Source organism: Streptomyces sp. NRRL F-5755, assembly GCF_001279365.1.
Classification (GTDB): Bacteria; Actinomycetota; Actinomycetes; order Streptomycetales; family Streptomycetaceae; genus Streptomyces; species Streptomyces rimosus.
On sequence record NZ_LGCW01000257.1, the window covers coordinates 1 to 25207 of the forward strand.

14 protein-coding genes are annotated in these 25207 nt (G+C 70.6%); 6 read left to right on the forward strand and 8 right to left on the reverse strand.

Features of this window, described 5'->3' with window-relative positions; genetic code table 11:
- Positions 1–2094: potassium-transporting ATPase subunit KdpB (kdpB, locus tag ADK86_RS20485; RefSeq protein WP_053697856.1), on the forward strand; the 2094-nt coding region annotated here is incomplete at its 5' end.
- A gap of 174 nt (positions 2095–2268) precedes the next feature.
- Here kdpB and ADK86_RS20490 read toward each other — a convergent pair.
- The 5 genes from ADK86_RS20490 to ADK86_RS20510 form a co-directional block, all read right to left on the reverse strand.
- A complete protein-coding gene (locus ADK86_RS20490) occupies positions 2269–3228 on the reverse strand; it encodes a nitroreductase/quinone reductase family protein (RefSeq protein ID WP_053697857.1) in 960 nt (319 codons plus the stop codon).
- 451 nt (positions 3229–3679) lie between these two features.
- Entirely contained in the window at positions 3680–5392 is a 1713-nt protein-coding gene (locus ADK86_RS20495; RefSeq protein ID WP_053697858.1) for an NAD-dependent malic enzyme, read from the reverse strand.
- 140 nt (positions 5393–5532) lie between these two features.
- Positions 5533–6231: a TetR/AcrR family transcriptional regulator gene (locus ADK86_RS20500; protein ID WP_053697859.1), complete on the reverse strand. Its 699-nt coding sequence runs from the start codon at positions 6229–6231 to the stop codon at positions 5533–5535.
- Positions 6228–8513: a YhgE/Pip domain-containing protein gene (locus ADK86_RS20505; protein WP_053697860.1), complete on the reverse strand. Its 2286-nt coding sequence runs from the start codon at positions 8511–8513 to the stop codon at positions 6228–6230. The genes ADK86_RS20500 and ADK86_RS20505 overlap by 4 nt, the downstream gene beginning before the upstream one ends.
- Complete coding sequence (locus ADK86_RS20510) at positions 8485–9300, reverse strand: ATP-binding cassette domain-containing protein (protein WP_053697861.1); 816 nt, start codon at positions 9298–9300, stop codon at positions 8485–8487. Before ADK86_RS20510 ends, ADK86_RS20505 begins: the two co-directional genes overlap by 29 nt.
- A gap of 206 nt (positions 9301–9506) precedes the next feature.
- Here ADK86_RS20510 and ADK86_RS20515 point away from each other — a divergent pair, with 206 nt between their 5' ends.
- From ADK86_RS20515 to ADK86_RS20535, 5 genes are all read left to right on the forward strand, one after another.
- Positions 9507–12398: a discoidin domain-containing protein gene (locus ADK86_RS20515; protein ID WP_053697862.1), complete on the forward strand. Its 2892-nt coding sequence runs from the start codon at positions 9507–9509 to the stop codon at positions 12396–12398.
- A 188-nt stretch (positions 12399–12586) separates the two neighbouring features.
- Positions 12587–14227 (forward strand): penicillin-binding transpeptidase domain-containing protein, encoded by a 1641-nt coding sequence (locus ADK86_RS20520; RefSeq protein WP_053697863.1) that lies wholly within the window; start codon positions 12587–12589, stop codon positions 14225–14227.
- Between the two features lie 95 nt (positions 14228–14322).
- The gene (locus tag ADK86_RS20525; protein ID WP_053697864.1) at positions 14323–15561 is read left to right on the forward strand and encodes an esterase-like activity of phytase family protein; all 1239 of its coding nucleotides are present in this window, start codon (positions 14323–14325) and stop codon (positions 15559–15561) included.
- A 115-nt stretch (positions 15562–15676) separates the two neighbouring features.
- Complete coding sequence (locus ADK86_RS20530) at positions 15677–19447, forward strand: ABC transporter ATP-binding protein (protein WP_053697865.1); 3771 nt, start codon at positions 15677–15679, stop codon at positions 19445–19447.
- Positions 19448–19671: 224 nt separating this feature from the next.
- Positions 19672–21093 carry a S28 family serine protease gene (locus ADK86_RS20535; protein WP_053697866.1) on the forward strand — a complete coding sequence of 474 codons (1422 nt, stop codon included), beginning with the start codon at positions 19672–19674 and terminating at the stop codon, positions 21091–21093.
- Positions 21094–21189: 96 nt separating this feature from the next.
- Here ADK86_RS20535 and ADK86_RS20540 read toward each other — a convergent pair whose 3' ends face one another.
- The 3 genes from ADK86_RS20540 to ADK86_RS20550 all read right to left on the reverse strand — a co-directional run bounded on the left by ADK86_RS20540 (position 21190) and on the right by ADK86_RS20550 (position 25185).
- Complete coding sequence (locus ADK86_RS20540; protein WP_053697867.1) at positions 21190–21816, reverse strand: hypothetical protein; 627 nt, start codon at positions 21814–21816, stop codon at positions 21190–21192.
- Positions 21817–22034: 218 nt separating this feature from the next.
- Positions 22035–23855: a glycoside hydrolase family 3 protein gene (locus ADK86_RS20545; protein ID WP_053697868.1), complete on the reverse strand. Its 1821-nt coding sequence runs from the start codon at positions 23853–23855 to the stop codon at positions 22035–22037.
- A 520-nt stretch (positions 23856–24375) separates the two neighbouring features.
- On the reverse strand, positions 24376–25185 hold the full coding sequence (locus tag ADK86_RS20550) for a sugar phosphate isomerase/epimerase family protein (RefSeq protein WP_053697869.1): 810 nt from the start codon (positions 25183–25185) through the stop codon (positions 24376–24378).
- Between the last annotated feature and the right edge of the window lie 22 nt (positions 25186–25207).

Genomic DNA, 25207 nt, shown 5'->3' on the forward strand with positions numbered 1-25207 from the left:
ACCCCCACCCGCTCACACCGTAGCCGCCCCCAACCCCTCACCGACGGCGTCCTGTCCCCCTCCCACCTCCTCTCCTCCCTCCCCGACGCCCTCCGCAAGCTGCACCCGAAAACGCTCGTCCATCACCCGGTGCTGTTCGTCGTGGCCGTCGGCGCGCTGCTCACCACGCTCTCGGCCGTCCTCGACCCGAGCGTCTTCGCCTGGACGATCAGTGTCTGGCTCTGGCTCACCGTCGTCTTCGCGAACCTGGCCGAAGCGGTCGCGGAAGGACGCGGCAAGGCGCAGGCCGAAACGTTGCGCCGGACGCGCGGCGACACCGTCGCGCGACGGCTGCGCAGCTGGCGGGTCGGCATGGGGGAGTGGGAGTACGAGGAGGAGACGGTACCGGCCGCCGACCTCCAGCCGCACGACATCGTCATCGTGGACGCGGGCGCGACGGTACCCGGCGACGGCGAAGTGGTGCAGGGCGCCGCGTCCGTCGACGAATCGGCGATCACGGGCGAATCGGCCCCGGTCATCCGCGAGGCGGGCGGCGACCGTTCCGGGGTCACGGGCGGTACGACGGTGCTGTCCGACCGCATCATCGTCCGCATCACCTCCCGCCCCGGCAGAACCTTCCTCGACCGCATGATCGCGCTCGTGGAAGGCACGACCCGGCAGAAGACCCCGAACGAACTGGCGCTGAACATCCTGCTCGCCGCGCTCACCGTCGTCTTCCTGCTGGCCGTCGTCTCGCTCCAGCCGATGGCCGGTTACGCGGGCGCCGCCCAGCCGCTGACCGTACTGGTCGCGCTGCTCGTCACCCTCATCCCGACGACCATCGGCGCGCTGCTGTCGGCCATCGGCATCGCCGGAATGGACCGGCTCGTCCAGCGCAACGTCCTGGCGCTGTCCGGCCGGGCCGTCGAGGCGGCCGGCGACGTGAACACGCTCCTCCTCGACAAGACCGGCACGATCACCCACGGCAACCGCCGCGCCGACACCTTCGTACCGCTCGACGGCGTCCCGCACGCCCAGCTCGCCGACGCGGCCCAGCTCTCCTCGCTCGCCGACGGGACACCGGAGGGCCGGTCCATCGTGGCGCTGGCGCAGGAGAAATACGGAATCCAGGTGCGTACGGAGGGGGAGATGGGGGCCGCGCGCTGGGTGGCGTTCAGCGCGCAGACCCGTATGAGCGGGGTCGATCTGGCCTGGTCGGGCGGCTGCCTGGTACGTAAGGGAGCGGCCGGGGCGGTACGGGACTGGGTGACGCGGCTGGGCGGGCAGGTGCCGCCGGAGGCGGGCTGGATCGTGGACTCCATCGCGGCGGGCGGCGGTACGCCCCTGCTGGTGGCGGTCGCCGACCGGCACGGCGCGCGGGTGCTCGGCGCCGTGCACCTCAAGGACGTGGTCAAGGACGGCATCGCGCGCCGCTTCGCCGAACTGCGGGCCATGGGCATCAAGACGGTGATGGTCACCGGCGACAATCCGCTGACCGCCCGGTCCATCGCCGCGGAGGCCGGCGTCGACGACTACATCGCGGAGGCCACACCCGAACAGAAGCTGGCGCGCATCCGGCAGGAGCAGGAGGGCGGCAACCTCGTCGCGATGACGGGCGACGGGACGAACGACGCGCCCGCGCTCGCCCAGGCGGACGTCGGCGTGGCCATGAACACCGGCACCTCGGCGGCCAAAGAGGCCGGGAACATGGTGGACCTGGACTCCAACCCGACCAAGCTCATCGAGATCGTCGCCGTCGGCAAGCAACTGCTGATCACGCGCGGTGCGCTGACAACTTTCTCCATCTGTAACGACGTGGCGAAGTACTTCGCGATCGTGCCCGCCATGTTCTCCGCCGTCTACCCGGGGCTCGGCGCGCTCAACATCATGGGCCTGCACAGCCCCACCTCGGCCATCGCGTCGGCCATCATCTTCAACGCGCTGATCATCGTGGCGCTGATACCGCTGGCCCTGCGCGGCGTCCGCTACCAGCCGTCCTCCGCACACGCGCTGCTCCGCCGGAACCTGGGGGTGTACGGGCTCGGTGGATTGATCGCTCCATTCCTCGGCATCAAGCTCATTGATCTGGTTCTTCAGCTCGTGCCGGGAATGTGAGGGGAGTGGGCGTGTAGTGGGGCCTGCCGAATGAGTTGTGCTGTGCAGTGCCGGGCCGGGGTTCGTTGTCCCCGGCCCGGCACTGCGTAACCCGGCATGGCTCAACCGGCCCCGGATTAACCGGTCCCCGATCAACCGGCCCCGGGCCAACCGGGGACGGCTACCCGGCGATACCTAATCCGTTGCCGTTGCCGTTGCCGTCGGCGCCGGCACCGGCACCGGCGCCACCGGCGGCCAAGGAACCTCCGCCAGCGCCGGAATCACCTGCTCCTCCTCATACGCGAGGTGCGCCAGCAGCTCTTCCGACATCCGTTCCAGTTCGGCGCGGAATTGTTCCGGGTCGGCGTTTCCGATGTCCGCGAGCAGAGCGAGCAAGTCGTTCTGTATACGGGCAATCGTCCGATGCTCATCCTGCAACCTGTCGAGGGCCGGGCGCAGTTCGGGGTGATAGCGGCCAACGGCGGGAAACACGTGCGCGTCCTCGCCGGTGTGGTGAAACTCCAGGCTCTGGCAGAACGCCAGACAATGCTGCCGGATTTGCAGCCCGAGCCCCGGCTTCGGTGGTTCCCCCGGCCCCTGGTGCGTCGCCCGCGCCAGGAGGTGGGCCTCGGCTTCGGCGCGTACGTGCCGCAATTGCGCGCGCAACCACGTATGCACCTGTACGAGCTTGTCGGCGAGCGTGGTGACCTCGTGCAGCACCTCGCCGTCCGCCTCCTCGTACTCCGGCTCGGCGGGCTCCAGCACCACGACCGGCAAGGTGCGGGCGGTCCTGGCCTGGTAGTCGGCGTATCCGGGGGCGACCCGTACCGCCTGCTCGAACAGCCGGTCCCTGCGCTCGCCCTCGGCCGGTACGGCGATCGCCTCGTAGGTGTCGGTGCCCACCTCCACCCGTACCTGCGGGTGCGCGAGCAGATTGTGGTACCAGTCGGGGTGCCGGGGCCCACCGAGGTTGGAACCGACGACCAGCAGCAGGTCGCCATCGCGAACGTACCCGAGTGGCGTGGTGTACGGCTCGCCCGACTTCGCGCCGGTGGTGGTCAGCAGGAGCAGGTCGCCGCCCTCGAACGGGCCGCCGACCTTCCCCTCATTGGCCCGGAATTCGTCGATGACCGATTGATTGAAGGAATTTGGCATGCTGATGTTGCTCTCCGTGAAGCTTCATCCGCGTGACCGGCCGCGACGTATCGCAACCGTCATCACCGCGGAACGAATGAAAGAGGTAAGGGAAAGGGGAGGGGCAGCGTGTGGCCACCGCACGCGCGTCTCGTCCGGAGCGGGTGGTACGGGTGGATCGGGCGTCGCTCACCGATTACCGATTGCCGAGCAGCAACACTCGTAACTCTCGCAACGCTCGGATCAACACGAGATGCGGCATACGAACGTGCCCAGCACGCCCGCCCGCTGCTGGCGTCAGGCGCGGCCTGAGAAGTCCGCGAAGCCCACGAAGTCCGCGAGGAATGAACTCATGCGTAGTCCTTGAGGAAAGGTATGTCGCCCGACTGCCGGCCGGCCCACTGCTCTTTGGCCGACGTCACGCGCATACGCGTCCTCATTAGACCCATTCGCCGAGGCCCCGTCAACCTGACTACCGCTGAGTTTCTCCGTACGCCGGCTGCCACATCGCGTCCTGCACAGCCTGTACGACATCGTCGGGAGCGACGCGCGCGACACCCTCCTCGACGGCTGCCCGTACCACCGCCACCGCGACGGCCGCCGAAGAAGCGCGCAGATTCTCCACCTGAGGCAGCAGCGGAGCCCCCGGCCCACCGCCTTCCACTTGCCCCGCGACCGCCTCGGCGGCGGCCAGCAGCATGCCGGGCGTCAGCCGCTCGGCGCGCGACACCACCACGCCCAGCCCCAAGCCCGGGTAGACGAGAGCGTTGTTGGCCTGGCCGATGACGTGCCGTACCCCTTCGACCTCCACCGGCTCCACCGGGATACCGGCCGTCGTCAGCGCCCTGCCGCCGGTCCAGCGCAGCAGGTCGGCGGGCATCGCCTCGATCTTCTCGGTGGGATTGGAAAGCGGAAAAATGACAGGTCTCTCGACGTGCTGCGCCATCTCCTCCACGACCTGCCGGGTGAAGGCGCCGCGTACGGTCGAGGTGCCGATGAGAACGGTGGGGCACACGTTCCGTACGGTCGTCAGCAGACCGATCCCCTGATCCGCGGCACGGCCCGAATCACCGCCTGCCCCGCCTGCCTCACCTTTCCCATCCGACCCACCTGCCCAACCCTCGACCTCCCCCTTCGGACGCGCATAGCCGCGCTGGTAGTCGCGCAGGTCGTCCATGTCGTCCAGCAGCAGGCCAGGACGGTCGACGAGCCAGAAGCGGCGGGTCGCCTCGTCCTCGTCCAGGCCGTCGCGGACCATCGCCTCGCGCAGCTGGTCGGCGATGCCCACACCGGCCGTACCGGCCCCGAACACCACGACGCGCTGGTCGCCGAACCGCGACCCGGTGACGTTCAGCGCCGACCGGGCGGCGGCGAGCGTGATCGCGCCGGTGCCCTGCATGTCGTCGTTGAACATCCGGTAGCGCTCGCCGTACCGCTCCAGGAAGCGCCGGGCGTTGCCGGCGCCGAAATCCTCGAAGTGCAGCAGAGCGTCCGGGTACAGCTCCGAAACCGTGTCCAGGTACGCGGCGACGAACGCGTCGTAGCGTTCGCCGCGCGCCCGGCTGTGCCGTACTCCCAGGTAGAGCGGATCGTTGAGCAGCGTCTCGTTGTCGGTGCCGACGTCGAGGACCACCGCGAGGCAGCGCGCGGGGTCGATGCCCGCGGCGGCCGTGTACACCGCCAGCTTGCCCACGGAGATCTGGATGCCGTGCACGCCCCAGTCGCCGATGCCGAGGATCTGCTCGGCGTCCGTGACCACCACCAGGTCCACTTCGTCCGCCCCGAGCTCCAGATCCTCGAACGAACGCCGCAGGTCCCGCGGCCGGTCGATGGACAGGAAGACACCGCGCGGCCGCCGGTACTCGTGGCTGTACGTCTTGATCGCCTCACCCACGGTCGGGTCGTAGACGATGGGCAGCAGCTCGGTCAGGTGGTCGGTGAGCAGCCGGTAGTACAGGACCTCGTTGCGGTCGTGCAGCTGCTCCAGATTGATGTACGCGGCCAGGTCGTCGGGCTGGCGCCGCAACTGCTCGTACGCGCGCCGCGCCTGCTGGTCCAGGGTGAGTACGGCGTCGGGGAGCCGGCCGACGAGGCCGAGGCGGTCGCGTTCGGCGGCGGTGAAAGCGGTTCCGCGATTGGTCAGCGGATCGCTCATCACCGATGGCAGCCGGGGCTGTCTGCCCATACGTCCGCACTCCTATTTCCGTCCGCGCGCCCGCTCCGCACCCCCCTCTCCACCGCCAGTCTCGCGCGAGAGCCCCGTTCCCGCATCCGGTGGATACGGGAACGGGGCTCTGGTAAGCGCTTACACAGCAGCGGCGATTTTTATTGCGGCCGCATGGGGCTGACCCGGCCCTGGAGCAGACGGGACAGGGAGGCGTGCACGTCCTCCACCGAGCGGTGCGGCTGGAACGACAGCCAGTCCAGCGCCGCCACCAGCACCATGCCGAGGAGCGCGGACGCCGTCAGGGGGACGTCGAGCTCCTCGCTCAGTTCGCCGACGGCGACGGCGTCCCGCAGTACGGACTCGACGACGGCGACCGCCCGGCCCCGTACGGACTGGAGCGTCGGCTGCCAGACCCGGTTCGTACGCCACAGCTCGGCCACGTACAGCTGGGTCAGGGAGGGCGAGCCGGCGATGAAGTCCAGCCCGGCCCGGATCATCGCGTCCAGCGCGTCGACCCGGGTGCCGCCCTCCGCGCGCACGGCCCGGTCGGCGGCCTCCTGGAGGGAGGTGGCGAGCAGGTCGATGCCGTCCCGCAGAAGCTCCTCGTAGAGGACGTTCTTGCTGGCGAAGTTGTAGTAGACGGTGCCCTTGGCGACACCGGCGCGCTCGGCGATCTCGTCCACCGTGGTGGCGGAGAAGCCCTGTTCGGCGATGAGCGTGACCGCGGCGTCGAACAGCTTGCGCCGGGTGGCGCCGCGGCGCAGCCCGTGGCCGGCTTCGCGTGCCCCGTGGCCGGGGGCGGCGCCGCTGGTGGCGTCGCCCCCGTGCCGGCGGGGGTGCTCGGTTCGCACGCTCACAGGCTCAGTTCCGGGTGCAGGTCCTTCATCCGTACGACCTGCCGGCCGCGCGCGGTCAGCGAGGTGAGCGCCAGCGCGCCGACCGTGAACACGGCCAGGACGATGGAGCCCTGCCATACGATCCCCAGGTCACCGCCGGTGATGAGGCGGCGCAGGCCGTCCACCACGTAACTCATCGGCAGGAACGGGTGGATCGCGCCGAAGAAACCGGGACTGGTCTGCACCGGGTACGTACCGCCCGCCGACGTCAGCTGGAGCATCAGCACGACCAGCGTCAGGACACGGCCCGCCGGACCGAACTGCGCACCGAAGAACTGGATGATCGCGGTGAACGCGGCCGTCGCCAGCAGCAGGAAGCCGATGGTGGCCCCCGCGCGCTCCATCTCCAGACCGAGCCCCCAGTGCAGGACGGCCATCAGGGCCAGCACCTGCACGACGCCGATGGCGAAGGCCGGCAGCCAGGAACCCAGCGCGATCCGCCAGCCCGGCGCCCCCGCGGCGAGCGCCCGCTTGCCGAGCGGCGCGAGCAGCATGTACGCGACCATCGCGCCGACCCACAGGGACAGCGGAATGAAGTACGGGGCGAGCCCGGTGCCGTAGTTCGGCGCCTTGTGCATCGACTTCGAGGCCAGCTCGACCGGGTTGGACATGACCTCGGTACGGGCGTCGCGGTCCTTCTTGTCGTAGTCGGGGATCTGCGCGACGCCGCTGTCCAGCTTGCCGGCGAGCTGGTTGGAGCCGTCCTTGAGCTTGTAGATGCCACCGCTCAGCTTGTCGATGCCGTCCTTGGCGGAGCCGACACCCTCGTGGACCTTGCCCGCGCCGTCGGCGACCTTGCCTGCGCCGTCGGTGAGCTTCTGGCTGCCGTCGGCGATCTTCCCGGTCCCGTCGGTCACCTTCTGGCTGCCGTCGGCGACCTTGCCGGAGCCGTTGGCCAGCATGCCGATGCCGTCCGCGAACTGGCCGGCGCCCTGGGAGAGCTTCTTCGCACCCGAGTTGAGCGCGTTGATCTGGCGGATGGCCGCGTCCGCGCGATTCCCGATCCCCGGAGCCTTCTCGGCGACCTCGACGGCACCCTGGTGGAGGTCGTGCAGCTTGCCGCGCAGGTGCTGGAGGTCCGTCCTGGCGATGATGTCGTTGACCTTCTCCGCGGCGTCGGCGCCTGCGGCGCTACCGGCCGCCAGGCCCTTCAGCCGGGCGCAGTCGGCACCCGTGGAGGCGCCACCGCACTGCTCCCTGTAGAGGGCCGCGGCGTCGTCGGCGTTCTTGCGGGCCTGTGTGGCCGCCTTGGCCGAGTTTCCGGGCAGCTTGCCGAGGTCGTCGTAGATCGCCTGGCTGAGGTCGGCGACGAACTTCGCCTTGTCGCCGATCTCCTTGCCGTGCTCCTTGAGGAAGGGCAGGTCCTTCGCCGCGATGCCGTTGACCTTGTCGGCGAGCTGCTGCGTGCCGTTGGCCACCTGACCGGCGCCGGTGCTGAGCTCCTGGGCCTTCGACCGGGCCGTGTTGAGGCCCTGGTTCAGGTCCCCGGCACCCTTGCTGACGGCTCCGGCCCCCTTGTTGACGGCTCCGGCCCCCTTGCTCAGCTCGCCGGCCTTGTCGTGCAGCGTGCCCGCGCCCTTGCTGACATCGCCTGAGCCCTTGTCCAGCTTGCCCAGGCCGTCGGACAGGTCGTCCGACCCCTTCTTGGCGTCACCCAGGCCCTTGTCGATCTTGCCGGCCCCGTCCGCGGCCTGCTGCGTCTTGTCGTGCAGATCCGAGAACGACACAAAGATCTTGTCGAAGAACTCCCGCGACGACTTCGCCGAGGTCTTGGCGCGGATCTCCGAGAAGATCGTCTTGGAGATCGAGCCGACGATGTAGTTGTTCGCGTCGTTCGTGCGGACCTGGAGCGCGCCCGTCTCCGGGTGGTCGCCGGAGCTGGAGGCGATCCGCTCGCTGAAGTCCTTCGGGACGGTCAGGGAGAGGTAGTACGTACCGTTCTCGACGCCCTTCGCGGCGTCGGAGGCGCTGACCTCCTCCCAGTTGAACGTGTTGCTGTCCTTGACGTTCTTGACGAGTTCGTCGCCCGCCTGGATCTTCTTGCCACCGGCGGTGGCGCCCTTGTCGTCGTTGACGAGCGCGACCGGGATCTTGTCCAGGTTCGCGTACGGGTCCCAGAACGAGCACAGGTACAGCGCCCCGTACAGCAGCGGGATCAGCATCAGGGCGACGAGGCCCAGCCGGGGGAGCTTGCCCCTGCCGAAGCGCTTGAGCTCAAGCGCGGCGAGCTTCGGCGAGCGCATGGGCTGCTTCCTCCTCGTGGATGTCGGTCGTACCGGACTGGCCGGTGGTCGAAGTGGTGGGGGCTGCGGCGGCGGGCGCCTGCGCGGCGGCCGGTGCCGTACGGACGACGATCGCGTCGTCGGGAGCGGTGCTGGCCGAGGCCACCACCGTCGTGCCGTTCAGCGCCAGGTCCCGCAGCATCTGCCACACCTGGGAACGCTCGTCGGCGGACAGCTTGAGGTCGACGTCGTCGATGGCCACCAGCCGCGGGCCGTGCATGACGGCCAGCGCGACCGACAGCCGCAGCGCCTCGATGCGCTCCATGTCGCGTACCGCCGTGCGCAGCCCCTTCGGCAGCGTCGCGGGGTCGAGGCCGACGGCCGCCAGCGCGGCGTCGACGCGCGCCCGCGTCACCTCCTTGTGGCGGCGGCCCCACGGCAGCCGGGCGCCCAGCGAACCGGCCATCCGGCGGCCCAGCAGGGCCTGCTCCTCCAGGTGTTCCCCTGCGGTCAGGGCCGGTTCCAGGTCGGCGACCCCGGGGACGTGCGCGATGGCGGTCAGGCTGCGCACCGTTCCCATGCGCTTGGGGAGGGGGAAGCCGGCGACCGTGGCGTGGCCCTCGGCGAGCTTCATACGGCCGGTGAGCGCGAGCAGGAGACAGGTGCGGCCGGAACCCGACGGGCCCTCGACGGCGATCAGCGAACCCGGCTCCGCGGTGATGTGGACGTCTCTGAACGCCCACCCCCGTGGGCCCTTCACTCCGATTCCCCTGGCGTTGACCGCCGCCCCCTGGCGGGTGGTGTCCACGGCCCCTCCTTTGATCTGACTGGTCAGTCTAAAAGTGTGCCGCATGGACCGGCCTATTGACCAATCAGCGCGTGATCCTGTGAACTCCGTCATGTGGCGGGTGGGGCGCCCTGGAGTTTTTGGGGCGTTTGTTGGTGATGTTCTCGGTGTGGTCCGTGGTGCTGTGCGCCCGATCCGCGCCGGCAGGACACTTGCGACGGAGACCGATGACTCACTCGGCCAAACTGATCGCCCCGCTCCTGGCGGGGACCCTCGTCACGACGCTGCCACCGGCATCGGCCGCAGCCGCCACGCCGGCACGGCACGCCCCCGCGGCCGCCGCTGCGGCCACGGCGTCCGGCGGAGCTGCCGCGGATTCCGCCTCCTGCGCCCCGCGGGAGCTGGAACGTTTCAGCAAGGAGAAGTCCCGGGGCGACGGGCAGGAGCGGCGCAGCGGGAGTCCCGGTGCTGCCGACTCCGCAGGCCCCGGCGCCACGGACGACGGCGACGGCTGGAGCCCCACCGCCACCCGCATCGACCCCAAGGACGGCCACCACGCCTTCGTCGGCAACGGCTACCTCGGCCAGCGCGTGGCCCCCAACGGCGCCGGATACACGGCCCCCGGCGAGACGACCGGCTGGCCGCTGAAGACGCCCCGCTACGACGGCTCCTTCGTATCCGGCCTGTACGCGCGCGGCCCGGAGAAGCTGGAGGGCCGCCAGGCCATCGCCGCGCTGCCCACGTGGACGGGCCTCGACGTCACCGCCGCCGGCGACCGTCCGCAGACCTTCGACTCCGCGACCCCCGCCGGCCGTATCTCCCACTACCGCCAGACGCAGTTCATACGCTGCGGAATTGTCCGTACATCTCTGACGTGGACGGCCGCCGACGGCCGCGCCACCGACCTCGTGTACGACGTGCTCGCCGACCGCACCGACGCGCACACCGGCGCCGTACGGCTGCGCATGACCCCGCACTGGGGCGGGCGGGCCACCGTCACCGACCGCCTCGACGGGCGCGGCGCGCGCCGTATGACGCAGACCGGGGGCAGCGCGCGCGACGGCCGGACGATGGACGTGACCTTCCGTACGGACGGTACGAAGACAGACGGCGCGGTCGCCTCGACCCTGCGCCCCGGCCCGCAGGTCCGTGCACAGGGTGCGACGACGCGGCGCGCGGGTGCCGCGAAAGATCTGGGCAACCAGCAGAGCGTCAGCTTTTCTGTACAGGCCGGACGTTCCTACGAACTGACCAAGTACGTCGGCGTCGACACCGCACTCACCTCCCGCACCCCGCGCACCGCCGCGACCGCCGCCGCACAGCGCGCCGCGAACCGTGGCTGGGAGGCCCTCTACCGGAACCACGCCGCCGCCTGGCAGAAGCTCTGGCGCAGCGACGTCGAGGTGCGCGGACGCGGGCGCGGGCAGCGGGACCTGCAGTCGTGGGTACGCGCGGCGCAGTACGGGCTGCTCTCCAGCACTCGCGCCGGCAGCCGCAACAGCATCAGCCCGGCCGGGCTGACCAGCGACAACTACGCCGGTGAGATTTTCTGGGACGCCGAGACCTGGATGTACCCGGGCCTGCTGGCCGCCCACCCCGAGCTGGCCAAGTCCGTCGTGGACTACCGCTACAAGACCATGGCCGGAGCCGCCGCCAACGCGAGGAAGCTGGGCTACAAGGGCCTGTTCTACCCGTGGACCAGTGGCGGCAAGGGCGATCTGTGGAACGAGTGCCACAGCTGGGACCCGCCGCACTGCAAGACCCAGAACCACCTGATGGGCGATGTCTCGCTGGCCGCCTGGCAGTACTACCTCGCGACCAAGGACACCGCCTGGCTGCGCGAACGCGGCTGGCCGGTGATGAAGGGCATCGCGGAATTCTGGGCGTCCCGGGTCACCCGTAACCCGGACGGCAGCTACTCGATCAAGAACGTGGCCGGGCCGGACGAGTACAGCAACGGTGTCGACGACGGCGTCTTCACCAACGCCGGCGCGGTCACCGCGCTGCGCAACGCCGGCCGCGCCGCCGCGCTCCTCGGGCAGCGGGCCCCCGCCGCCTGGAAGGAGATCGCCGACCACATCCGCATCCCGTACGACGCGAAGAAGAACGTCTTCGAGCAGTACGACGGATACAAGGGCACGACGATCAAGCAGGCCGACACCGTGCTCCTCATGTATCCGCTGGAATGGCCGATGTCGCAGCGCGCCAAGATCAATACGCTGGACCACTACGCGGCACGCACCGACCCGGACGGCCCCGCCATGACCGACTCGGTGCACGCCATCGCCGCCGCCGGAACCGGTGAGGCGGGCTGCTCGACGTACACGTACCTGATGCGTTCCGTCAGGCCGTTCATGCGCGGCGCCTTCCACCAGTTCTCCGAGGCGCGCGGCGACAAGGCGGGGGCCGGCGACCCGCACGCCGGATCGCCCGCGCAGGACTTCCTCACCGGCAAGGGCGGTTTCCTGCAGACCTTCACCAACGGCCTGACCGGCCTGCGGATGCGCGAGGACCGGGTGCACCTGGACCCGATGCTGCCGCCGCAGCTCTCCGACGGCGTCACGCTGCGCGGGCTGCGCTGGCAGGGCCGTACGTACGACGTGGAGATCGGCGCGCACAGCACGATGGTGCGGCTGACGGCCGGCGCGCCGATGCGCGTCGAGTCGCCGGAGGGCGAGCGGGTGGTGAGCCGCGGCGTGCCGCTGACGCTCAAGACCCGACGCCCCGACCTCGCGGCGACCGACAACGTGGCCCGGTGCCGGACGGCGCAGGCCACGTCCGAGGAGCCGGGCATGTACGCGGGCGCCGCCGTGGACGGCAACGCGGCCACCTCCTGGGTGCCGAACGGTTCCGACGGCACCCTGACCGTCGACCTCGGCAAGCCGTCGCGCATCGGCCAGATCACTCCGCGCTGGAAGGACGGCGAGCCCGCCTCGTACGTCGCGCAGGTCTCGACGGACGGCAAGCACTGGTACGGGACCGGGTATGACGGCCGCACGACGGCGCGCTACGTCCGGCTCACGGTGCACGGCGCCGACGCGGCGAAGAAGGGCGGACAGCGCCCCGGCCTCGCCGAGCTGACCGTACAGAAGGCCACGGGACCGGCCACGGGGAAGTAGCCGAGGACGGTCCGATCCCTCCGGTGGGACGGCCCAGGTGGCAAGGTGCGACCTGGGCCGTTTCTGCCTGCCACAGTCATCGGTCGTGAACCGAAAGTGACCAATCTGTCCCCTGAATGAGACATCTGTGGCCGCTTCCGTCACATAGTGTCCGGACACGCACGGTGTGTCTGACCTGGGGAGGGACTGTGCGTACGGCTGCGAAGTGTGTGGTCGGCGGGGTGACCGCCGCGGTGGTGGGCCTGGTCGGCGTGGGTGCCTACAACGTCTACGAGGCGTTCGCCGGCGAGGGCTCGTCCGGGACATCGGCCGGTACCACCGCGTCCAGACAGACCGGACCCCCGTCCGAGGAAGAGATACGCGATACGGCGCGCGACTTCCTCGCGGCCTGGAGCAAGGGCGACGTGAATGCCGCCGCGTTCCTCACGGACAACGCCGAGGGCGCGCGCCAGGCCCTGACCGGATTCCGCGACGAAGCGCATGTCTCGAAGGTGACGTTCGAGGCCGGGCAGCAGACCGACGGCGCGAAGGTGCCGTACCACGTCACCGCCGAGCTGACGGTCGGCAAGGGCGACGACGCGAAACACGCGACCTGGAAGTACGACTCCACGCTGCACGTCGTACGCGGCAAGACCACCGGCAAGGCCCTCGTCGACTGGCAGCCCAACGTGGTCCACCCCGACCTGCGGCGCGGCCAGAGCCTGCGGACCGGTTCGGACGGCGCGCCGCCCGTCAAGGCGGTCGACCGCAACGGCACCGAACTCGACGGCACCGACCTGCCGTCCCTCGGCGCCATCCTGCCCGCCCTCCGGGAGAGCTACGGGGAGAAGGCCGGCGGCGTCCAGGGCATCGAGGTGCGCGTCGTCAACGAGAGCGGCGAGCCGGGCAAGACGCTGCACACCATCGTCAAGGGCCGCCCCGGAACGCTCCGTACGACGCTTGACGCGAAGGTGCAGCGCGCCGCCGAGGCGGCGGTCAAGGGCTACCGCGAGGCGTCGGTCGTCGTGGTCAAGCCGGGCAGCGGGGACATCCTCGCGGTCGCCAACCACCGCTCGGACCAGTTCAACGCGGCGTTCCAGGGGCGGCTGGCCCCCGGTTCCACGATGAAGGTCGTGACCGCCGCGATGCTCATGGAGAAAGGTCTGGTCTCCGCGGACAAGAGTGTGGAGTGCCCGAAGTACGCCTCGGCGGGCGGACGGTCCTTCCACAACCAGGGCATGTTCGAGATCAACGGCGGTACGTTCGCGGACAGTTTCGCGCGCTCCTGCAACACCGCCTTCATCGGCCTGGCCGACCGGATCTCGGGCGCGGACCTGAGCGGTGAGGCGCAGGAGGTCTTCGGGCTGGGCATGGACTGGAAGGTCGGGATACCGACGTTCGACGGCAGCGTGCCGCAGAGCGACGGCCCCGACACCCCGGCGGCCCTGATCGGCCAGGGCCGCGTCCAGGCCAACCCGCTGAACATGGCGTCCGTCGCCGCCACCGCCAAGGCCGGGTACTTCTCCCAGCCCGTACTCGTCTCCCGCGAGCTGGACGACCGGCCGGTCGTCCACGCGAGCCGGGCGCTGCCGTCCTCGGTCGCCGCCCAACTCCGGGCCATGATGCGGCGTACGGCCGTCAGCGGCACCGGCGCGCGGGCGATGGCCGGACTCGGCGGCGACATCGGCGCCAAGACCGGTTCGGCGGAGGCCGACGGCCAGGGCGACGCCAACAGTTGGTTCCTCGGTTACCGCAATGACGCCGCGGCGGCCGCGGTCGTCCAGCAGGGTGGTCACGGCGGCGACGCGGCGGGACCGATTGTCCGGAGGGTGCTCGCGGCGAGCCGCTGAGGGGAAGGGTCGACACTGGGGCGTGCCCGCGTCGGGGCCTGCCCGCATCCCGGGGGCGTTCGCCCCCGGGCGTCGACGAAACGGGAGGGCCCCTCGTGCGCGTACGTTCCGCGGTTGTCCGTATCACCGCAGCAGTGCTGGCCGTCGGCTGTATCACGGCGTGCGCCGACGGGGCCCCGACGGCATCGGACCCGGCGGCCCCGACCGCCCGGGACTCGGCCCGGTCCACCGCGCCGGGCGGGGCGGCCGGCGGCGCGGGGACGTCCGCCGCCTCGGTCCGCGCGAGTGCGTCCTGCACCGACGGGAAATGTACGGACAATTCGCGTGCGAGCGGAAGCGAAAATCGCCCGGGAACGGGCGGCGGCCGTCACCCCTGCTCCCCGTCCGTCTCCCTCGACCGCTACTCCGACGCCCTGGACAAAACCACCTTCCAGGGCACCTTCATCGGCAACCTCTCCGCCCTCGCCCGCGACACCGACGGCTCCATCGCCGCCGTGTCCGACCGTTCCGTACTGATCGGGCTGAACGGCCGCACCCACCGGCCCGTACGGGCAGCCAGGATCACCGACGAGAAGGGCGCCGTCCTCGACGCCGAGGGCCTGGCCGTCGAACCGGGCGGCACCTACCTCGTCTCGTCCGAGACCGAGCCTTCCGTACGGCGCTACGACCGTTCCGGCACGCTCCTCGGGCGCCTGCCCGTTCCTGACGCCCTACGGGTCGCACCGGCCGGGCAGGCCCAGAGCAACCAGACCTTCGAGGGCCTCGCCCTCAGGCCCGGCGGCGGCACGCTCACCGCCGCCATGGAAGGCCAGCTCACCGGCGACGGCAAGGACACGGCGGGCCGCCCGCTGCTGCGCTTCCAGACCTGGCAGCGGTACGGCGCCTGGCCCGGCCCCGCGGCGTACCGGCTCGGCAAGCAGTACGCGTACCCGGTGGACGCCGGACTGGGCGTCTCGGAAATCGCCGCTCTCTCGGACGGGCGGCTGCTCGTCCTGGAACGCGGCTTCACGGCCGGCGTCGGCAACACCGTGCGCCTCTACCTCGCCGATCCGCGCCGCGCCGCAGACGTCAGCGGCGTCCCGAAGCTGCCCGGCGGCAAGACCGTACGCCCCGCTCCCAAGAAACTCCTCGCCGACCTCGGCGCTTGCCCCTCCCTGGGCGCCCCCGCCCACCAGCCCCAGACCAACCCTCTGCTGGACAACATCGAAGGCATGACGATCACCGGCCGCGCACCCGGCGGACGGCTGCGCCTCCTCCTGGTCAGCGACGACAACGAGAGCCCGAAGCAGATCACCCGCCTCTACGAGCTGACGGTGCGCCCCGGCGGCCACTGACCCCGCCGTCTCCGTGCGTCACCGCCGACGCGCCCCGCAATGTTGCCGCGGGATGAAATCCGCTGCCCACAGCGTTGGTGCCTCCTGGTGAACGACGAGATGCGGGAGGCAGTGCGTGACGGGGACGGGGACCGAACCATCGAGACAGGGTGGCTGGGCGCGGCGGCTGACGCGGCTGTGCTGGCAGTACCGGAAGGACGTACTGCTCGCGCTCGGCTCGTCACTCGCCGGGATGGGCGTGATGGCCCTGGTCCCGCTCATCCCGAAGCTGATCATCGACGATGTGATCGTCAGCCATGAGCGGCCGCTCGCACCCTGGGCGACCCTGCTGGTCGTCGCCGCGCTCGCCGTCTACGGGCTGACGTACGTACGCCGCTACTACGGCGGACGGCTCGCCCTCGACGTCCAGCACGACCTGCGTACCCGGATGTTCCGGTCGATCGCGCGGCTGGACGGGCACCGGCAGGACGAGCTGAGCACCGGCCAGGTCGTCGGCCGCGCCACCAGCGACCTGCAGCTCATCCAGAGCCTGCTGTTCATGCTGCCGATGATGATCGGGAACGTGCTGCTCTTTGCGATCTCCCTGGTCGTGATGGTGGTGCTCTCCCCGCTGCTCACCGTCGTCGCGCTCGCCGTCGCCCCCGCGCTGTGGTTCATCGCCCAGCGCAGCCGCAACCGCCTCTACCCCGCCACCTGGTACGCGCAGGGACAGGCCGCCGCCGTCGCGGGCGTCGTCGACGGTGCCGTCTCCGGCGTCCGCGTCGTCAAGGGCTTCGGCCAGGAGGAGCAGGAGGCCGGCAAACTGCGCACGGTCAGTCGCCGCCTCTTCGCCGGCCGGCTCCGCACCGTACGGCTCAACGCCCGCTACACCCCCGCCCTCCAGGCCGTCCCGTCCCTCGGCCAGGTCGCCATGCTGGCGCTCGGCGGCTGGCTGGCCACCAACGGACAGATCACCCTCGGTACCTTCGTCGCCTTCTCCACCTATCTCGCCCAGCTCGTCGCGCCGGTGCGGATGCTGGCGATGATGCTGACCGTCGGGCAGCAGGCACGGGCCGGCGTGGAGCGGGTCTTCGAGCTGGTCGACACCGAACCGGTCATCGAGGAACGCCCCGACGCGCGCGAACTGCCCGCGGACGCGCCCGCCACGGTCGAGTTCGAGCACGTCTCCTTCGGCTACGGCAACGGCCGCCCCGTCCTGGAGGACTTCTCGCTGCGCATCGAGCCCGGTGAGACCGTCGCCGTCGTCGGCACGTCCGGCAGCGGCAAGTCCACCGTCTCGCTGCTGCTGCCGCGCTTCTACGACGCGACCGCGGGTCGCGTCCTGGTGGGCGGCCACGACGTACGCGACCTGACCCTGGAATCGCTGCGCGCGGCCATCGGCCTCGTTCCGGAGAACAGCTTCTTGTTCTCCGACTCCCTGCGCGACAACATCGCCTACGGAACGCCGGACGCCACCGACGAGCAGATACGTATCGCCGCGCGTGCCGCACAGGCCGACGGATTCATATCCGCCCTGCCGGACGGGTACGGCACCGAGGTCGGCGAGCAGGGACTGACCCTGTCCGGCGGACAGCGCCAGCGGGTCGCGCTGGCCCGCGCGATCCTCACCGACCCGCGGCTGCTGGTCCTGGACGACGCGACCTCCGCCGTGGACGCCCGGGTCGAGCACGAGATCCACGAGGCGCTGCGCGGCGTGATGGCGGGCCGTACGACGCTGCTGATCGCGCACCGCGCCTCCACCCTCGCCCTCGCCGACCGCGTCGCCGTCCTGGACGGCGGCCGGCTGGTCGACATCGGTACGCGCGAGGAACTGGAGGAACGCTGCGAGCTGTACCGCCGGCTGCTGACGGACCCGGAGGAACTGGGCGGCACCGACCGCGACCCGGCGGGCGCCACGCCCGAAAACGCCACCCCCGACCACCGCGTGCAGGGCATCACCCCCGAACTGTGGGACCGCACCGGCAAGGAAAAGGACACCGGCCCCGGCACAGACGCAGCCCCCGGTATGCCCGCCACCCCCGAACTCCTCGCCCAGGTCGCCGCGCTCCCGCCCGCGACCGACACCCCCGACATCGACGAGGAACGGGCCGCTCGCCCCGAGAAGTCCTACGGATTGCGGCGCCTCCTGCGCGGATTCGGCAGCCCGCTCGCCGTCGCCCTCGCGCTGGTCGCCGTGGACGCGGTTGCCGGACTGCTGCTTCCGGTCCTCATCCGCCACGGCATCGACGACGGCGTACGGCGCGCGCAACTGGCCGGCGTCTGGACGGCCGCCGGGCTGGCCCTGTTCGTCGTACTCGCCCAGTGGGCGGCCCAGGTCGGCTCGAACCGTATGACGGGCCGTACCGGCGAACGCGTCCTGTACTCGCTGCGCGTCAAGATCTTCGCGCAGCTCCAGCGCCTCGGCCTCGACTACTACGAGCGCGAGCTGACCGGCAAGATCATGACGCGGATGACGACGGACGTGGACGCCCTGTCCACGTTCCTGCAGACCGGCCTGGTCACCGCCGTCGTGTCCGTACTGACCTTCTTCGGCATACTCGTCGCCCTCCTGGTCATCGACGTCCAGCTGGCCCTGGTCGTCTTCGCCACCCTCCCGCCGCTGATCATCGGCACGTACTTCTTCCGCAAGCAGAGCGTCAAGGCGTACGAACTGGCCCGTGAACGCATCAGCGTCGTCAACGGCGACCTCCAGGAGAGCGTCGCCGGACTGCGCATCGTGCAGGCGTTCCGGCGCGAGCGCAGCGGCGCCGACCGGTTCGCGGAGCGCAGCCACGCCTACCGCGCGGCCCGGGTCCGCGGCCAGTTCCTGATCTCCGTCTACTTCCCGTTCGTCCAACTGCTGTCCTCCGTCGCCGCCGCGCTCGTCCTGATCGTCGGCGCCGGACGGGTCGGCGAGGGCACACTCACGGCGGGCGCGCTGGTCGCCTACCTCCTCTACATCGATCTGTTCTTCGCCCCCGTACAGCAGCTCTCGCAGGTCTTCGACGGCTACCAGCAGGCCGCCGTCTCGCTCGGCCGCATCCAGGAACTGCTGCGCGAACCGACCACCACGCCCCAGTCCGAGCGGCCGCGCCCGGTGGGCGAGCTGGCGGGCGAGATCGTCTTCGACGACGTGCACTTCCGGTACGGCGGCGGTACGGACGACCCGGCCGCCTCCCGAGGCACCGGCGCCCTCGACGGCTCCGACGCCACGGCGCTCTCCGGCATCAGCCTGACCATCCCCGCCGGACAGACCGTCGCCTTCGTCGGCGAGACCGGCGCGGGCAAGTCCACGCTGGTCAAGCTAGTGGCGCGGTTCTACGACCCGACCTCGGGCGCCGTTCGCGTCGACAGCACCGACCTGCGCGAACTGGACCTCACCGGCTACCGGCACCGCCTCGGCGTCGTACCGCAGGAGTCCTACCTGTTCGCCGGTACGGTCCGCGACGCCATCGCGTACGGGCGGCCGGACGCCGCCGACGCCGAGGTGGAGGCCGCGGCCCGCGCGGTCGGCGCGCACGACATGATCGCCGGGCTGGACGGCGGATACCTCCACGAGGTCGCCGAACGCGGCCGCAACCTCTCCGCCGGCCAGCGCCAGCTGCTCGCTCTCGCCCGCGCGGAACTCGTCGACCCCGACATCCTGTTGCTCGACGAGGCCACCGCCGCGCTCGACCTGGCCACCGAGTCCGCCGTCAACGAGGCCACGGACCGGCTGTCCGGACGTCGTACGACGCTCGTCGTCGCGCACCGCCTGACCACCGCGGCCCGCGCCGACCGGGTCGTGGTCCTGGACCACGGCCGCGTCGCCGAGGACGGTACCCACGCGCAACTCCTGGCCCGCGGCGGCCGGTATGCCGAACTGTGGCGGACGTTCACGGGCGAGGAGGAGTCGGTGGCGGCCTGACGTACCACCGTGGCGACCGGACGACGGCCTTCCGCGACGGGCCTCGGCCCTTACGGCGAAAGGCCGTTGAACCCGCGCCGAACATGTGCCGGCCGCTGTGACGACGCTGCGCCGGCAAGCTCCGACGACGGTCCCGTCGGTCTCCTGTGAATAAAGGGGGCTGGTGGGACCGTTGTCGCGCCGATAGGTTCACCCCGACCTTTGCTATCCCAAGGGGAGGGTGCATGCGCAAGGCCATCAGATGCCTGCTGTCGCTCGCGGTGCTCATAGGCACGGCGAGTGCCGGTACGGCGTCGGCGACGGCGGCCACCGCCGCGAAGCCGAAGGCGACCGACATCAAGGACCGGATCCTGGCGATCCCGGGTATGAGTCTCGTCCAGGAGAAGCCGGTCGACGGCTACCGCTTCTTCGTCCTGAACTACACCCAGCCGATCGATCACCAGCACCCCTCCAAGGGGACCTTCCAGCAGCGGCTGACCCTGCTGCACAAGTCCGTCGAGCGGCCGACGGTCTTCTTCACCTCCGGCTACAACGTCAGCACCGATGTGCGGCGCAGTGAGCCGACGCAGATCATCGACGGCAACCAGGTGTCGATGGAGTACCGTTTCTTCACGCCGTCGCGGCCCCAGCCCGCCGACTGGAAGAAGCTGAACATCCAGCAGGCGGCCAACGACCAGCACCGCATCTTCAAGGCGCTGCACAAGATCTACGACCAGAACTGGATCGCCACCGGCGGCAGCAAGGGCGGCATGACCGCGACCTACTACCGCCGCTTCTTCCCGGACGACATGGACGGCACGGTCGCCTACGTCGCGCCGAACGACGTGAACAACGACGAGGACTCGGCGTACGACCGGTTCTTCCGCACCGTCGGCACCGCGCAGTGCCGCAAGGACCTCGCCACGCTGGAGCGCGAGGCGCTGCTGCGCCGCGGCGAGATGGTCAAGCGCTACACGCAGTGGGCCAAGGAGAACAAGCAGACCTTCAAGGTCGTCGGCAACGTCGACAAGGCCTACGAGGTTCTGGTCACGGACCTGGTCTTCGGCTTCTGGCAGTACCAGCCGGCCGCGACCGCCTGCGCCGAGGTGCCCAAGAAGACCGCCACCACGGACGAACTGTGGAAGTGGATCGACAAGGTCGGCGGCTTCAACAGCTACACCGACCAGGGCCTTGAGACCTACCTGCCGTATTACTACCAGGCGGGTACCCAGCTCGGTGAGCCCGGCTACAAGTACGACCACCTCAAGGACCTGCTGCGCTACCCGGGCATCAACAACTCCCGGACCTTCGTGCCGCGCAACATCCCCATGAAGTTCGAGAAGAACGCGATGCGCGACGTCGACCGGTGGGTGCGCCACAACGCCGAGCGCATGATGTTCGTGAACGGTGAGTGGGACCCGTGGAGCTCCGAGCCGTTCCGGCTGGGCTCCGGCTCTGAGGACTCGTACGTCTTCAAGGTCCCGGGCGGCAACCACGGCTCGAACATCGCGAAGCTGCGGGAGGCCGACCGCAAGAAGGCGACCGAGCGGCTGCTCGACTGGGCGGGCCTCGACGTGGCGCCGGGCGCCAAGGTCACCCCGCAGGCGCCGTTCGACAAGAAGCTGGACAAGCGGGACGACACGCGGATGCAGTTGCTGCGGCCGTGACGCGGAACGGCTGACCGGCGGCCCGGTGAGGGCCGCCGGTGCCGGACCGGCGAGGTGCTGCTCCGCGGAGCCGCGCTTTTCTTCGGTCCGGACGAACTACAGGCGGCGGGCGCACCCGATCGGTGCCCCGCCGCCTAGTTGTACGTACATTTCGGTGTCGGCCGGACACGAAACGCGGGCCCGTACCGCGGCCGTCACCTTGTACCGCGGCGGGCGGGCCCCCGTTCCATCGCAAGCGGTTTCTTTCACCTCTCCCTGCCGCAGCCGGCTGAGGCAGTCGCCGACGATGGTGCGCGGGCCGCCGCCCCCGCCCGGGTCGCCGGGGTGCGGCGCCTCCAGGTTGCGCATGCAGGCGTACCCCTGGGGCACCGCGCCGTCGCCGTTCTCGTCGGAGGCCGGCCGGTGCTCGCTGATGTGCAGGACGAAGTCCGTACGTTCCGGGCACAGCGGCCCCTGCGCCTGCGGCCCGTCGTAACGGGCCAGCACCAGGGCCGCGGCCTTCTCGCTGCGGCAGGACACCTGATGGAAGACGGTGCGTCCGCGAGTGCTGCACGTGCCACGGGCGAGGAACGTCGCGGCGGGTGAAGGGGACGAGGCCGGCGCGCCGCCGTTCCTGTCGGCAACAGCGCCGCTGCCCTCGCGCTGACAGGCGGGCAGCGCCGTGAGCAGCAGCGCCACCGCGCAGCCCAGCGCGCCGCCGCCGTACCGCTTGAACCCGCGCATCGCGGCCCCCTGAGTCCCCCCGGTGCGTACGGACCAGCGTGTCCCGTGCATTCGGAAGCACGCCAGGCGTAACGGACTCATTGCGCACGGGGTACGGGGCGCGCAGTACGAACTGCTCCGGGTCCGGCGGTACACCGGCCGTACGAGGGAAGCGCGGGAGCCGTACGGGATGCCGCTCCGGAACCCCGTACGGCCGCTGCCCCGCCCCGTGCACCCGCTCAATACGACAGGCCGTACCCGACCGGGTAGAGCACCGTGCCGGGCGCATCGGCTCGCATCACCGGGACCGGCAGCTTCCCCTCCGGATCGCGCCGGCCGGCGATCACGCGTGCAGCGGCCCGCAGTTCCACGTCCGTCCACGAGTAGGCGGCCAGACCTGCCCGTACGCCCGGCAGGCGCGCGATGTCGTACGGGTTGCGGACGGCCAGCTGCACGACCGGTTTGCCGGTGGCCAGCAGCGCATCGACGAGGGCACGCTGCGACGAGGTGGCCGTGACGTTGTACGTCGCCACGACCACCGCGTCCCCTTGTTCCAGCGCCGCCACCGCCTGGCCGATCTGTTCGCGGGTGGGCGCGGTACCGGTGGAGAACGCCGTCGCCGTGTATCCCAGTTGATCGAAGGTTTCTGCAAGGACCTTGGTGGGCGGCCCGCCGGTCCCCGACGGCGACGCCGGATCGGCGCCGACCACCAGCAGCCGCCGGTGCGCCCGCCGGGACAGAGGCAGCAGACCGCCCTCGTTGACGAGCAGTGTTGTGGTGCGGTCGGCGATCCGGTCCGCCGTGGCCAGGTGCCGCCGCGTACCGACCGCACGGTCCACCGCGCGGTGCGTCGTGTACGGCTCGTCGAACAGTCCGCGCCGCTCCTTGAGCCGCAGAATGCGCAACAGCTTTTCGTCGATGGCGTGCTCGGTCAGCTCGCCGGTCCGCACCGCGTTCAGCACGCTGGTGAAAGCGACCGCGATGTTGGGCGGATTGAGCAACTGGTCAACGCCGGCCTTGAGCGCGAGCACCGGCACGCGGTCGTCGCCGTACTTGGTCCGTACGCCCTCCATGCCGAGCGAGTCGGTCACCACCACGCCGTCGTAGCCGAGACGTTCGCGCAGGATGCCGGTGAGGATGGGGTGGGACAGCGTGGCCGGGTCGCCGCTCGGGTCGAAGGCCGGGACGACGATGTGCGCCGTCATGATCGAATCGATGTCGGCCTCGATGGCGGCCCGGAACGGCGGGGCGTCCAGCCGCTCCCACTCCTCGGCCGTGTGGCGAATCGTGGGCAGGCCGACGTGGCTGTCGGTGTCGGTGTCACCGTGCCCGGGAAAATGCTTGGCCGTCGCGGCGACCCCCGCGCTCTGGTAGCCCCGCACCTGGGCGGTGACCATCCGCGCCACCGCCTTCGGGTCCGATCCGAAGGACCGTACGCCGATCACCGGGTTCGCGGCGTTGACGTTCACGTCGGCGACCGGCGCGTAGTCCTGCCGGACGCCCATCGCGTACAGCTCCTCGCCGGCGATCCGGCCGGCCGTACGGGCGTCCTCGCGCGAGCGGCCCGCGCCCAGTGCCATCGCGCCGGGGAAGAGCGTGGCGGGCGCGCCGATCCGGGCCACTATCCCGTGCTCCTGGTCGGTGGAGATCAGCAACGGCACGGGGACCCGCTGTGCGGCGGCGGCCCTCTGGATGCCGTTGGAGAGGTCGGCGATCTGGTGCGGCTCGCGGGTGTTGTGCGCCCAGCCGAAATAGATGATGCCGCCGAGGTGGTACTTGGCGATCAGCTCGGCGGCGTTGGAGACGCCCATCTCCTTGCGGTTGGCCTCGGCGTCGGCCGGGTCGGGGTCGGTGGCGGAATGCCCGTAGACCCGCATCACGAAGAGCTGCCCGACTTTTTCCTCCAGGCTCATCCGCGAGATGAGCCGGGCCACGCGGTTACGGGAGACGGCACCGGTGGCGCGCGAGCCGGAGGTGGCGGCGTGAACGACGCCGCCGCCCGTACTCATGGCACAGGCGGCGGCCGCGGCGGTGGTCAGGACGGTACGTCTGGAGTGCATCTGCGCTCCTTCCGGAGGGTCTCCTCGCCGAGTGCTGCCCCGGCGCTGTGAAGGAAACTTCCAAGAAGTCACGGATAGTCGGAAAAGTATTGCCGGTCAATGCTCAACGGCTCTGCCAGTCGGGGGAACTGGCGACGCGCGAAGCAGGTACGGATGCGGGCGCACGCCGAGCAGTGATCCGCCACCGGCGCGTTGGAGGGGGGTGCACCGGTGGCGGGTGCTGCCGGCCGCAGGCGGCGGAGAGGGTGGTCAGCAACGCAGCCAGCAGCGAGGCCGACACCGCTCTGCGGGGTCACACAGCACACCGTTTTGACGGTCGGCGGCCCGGGTGGGTTCCCCGGTTCGACGCGAATACGGGAAATGGTACGGATGTGGGCGGGATGTGTTCTTGAGGCGGCCATGGCCCTCCTCGGAAAGGGCGTCGGCCGCGTCGGGGCGGGGCGGGGGAGCGTACGGCTTCGGGTACGCCTGAACGCCTCGCAGCCCCGCATACGCCAGGCATGCTTCTGAATGGAAGCTTTCAGGAGGTTGCCGAAGCCACCAGCCGCTCCAGGTGCTCGCGTCCCGCGCTGAGCAGTGCGGGCAGTTCGGCGGCTCGTGGGTACCAGCGCTTCTCGTACTCCCAGCACAACCAGCCGTCCCACTGCGCACGGGCGAGCGCACCGATGCAGTCGGCCAGCGGAACCGTCCCGGCACCGAGCGGCACAGGAGCGGTGTCCTCGGCGGAAGCGACGTCCTTGACCTGCACGAAGCCGAGATACGGGGCGAGCCCGGCGTATGTGTCGACCGGCTCCTCACCGGCGAGCCACGGGTGGAGCACGTCCCACAGCGCACCGATGTTCCGGTGGCCCACAGGCCCCAGTACACGTGCCGCGTCGGCGCCCCGGGGATGCGAGTCGTGCGTCTCCAGGAGGACGCGTACGTCCCGCTCCGCCGCGAACGGCGCGACCGCGGCCAGGTGCCGGGCCGCGTCCGCGTCGGCTTCGCCGGTGGGGCGGTCACCACCACCGGGGAACACCCGAACGAACTGCGCACCCAGGTCCGAAGCCAGCACGACCAACTCGGTCAGCTCCGCCGCCAGCTCCTCCTCCCCGCGTTCGTCATGGGCCGCGGCAACCCGCGCGTATCCGGACACCGCGAGGATCTCCACCCCGGCCTCGGCGAACTGTTCGCGCACCGTGGCCCGTTCCCGCAGGCCGATGCGTGGATGCACCTGTTCCTCGGGATGAGCCCGCAGCTCCACCCCGCCGAATCCGGCGCCGGCCGCCAGCCGCACGACCTCGCCCACCGGCATCCCGGGCACTCCGAGTGTCGAGAACGCATATCGCATATCGCTCATGAGAACCATGTGA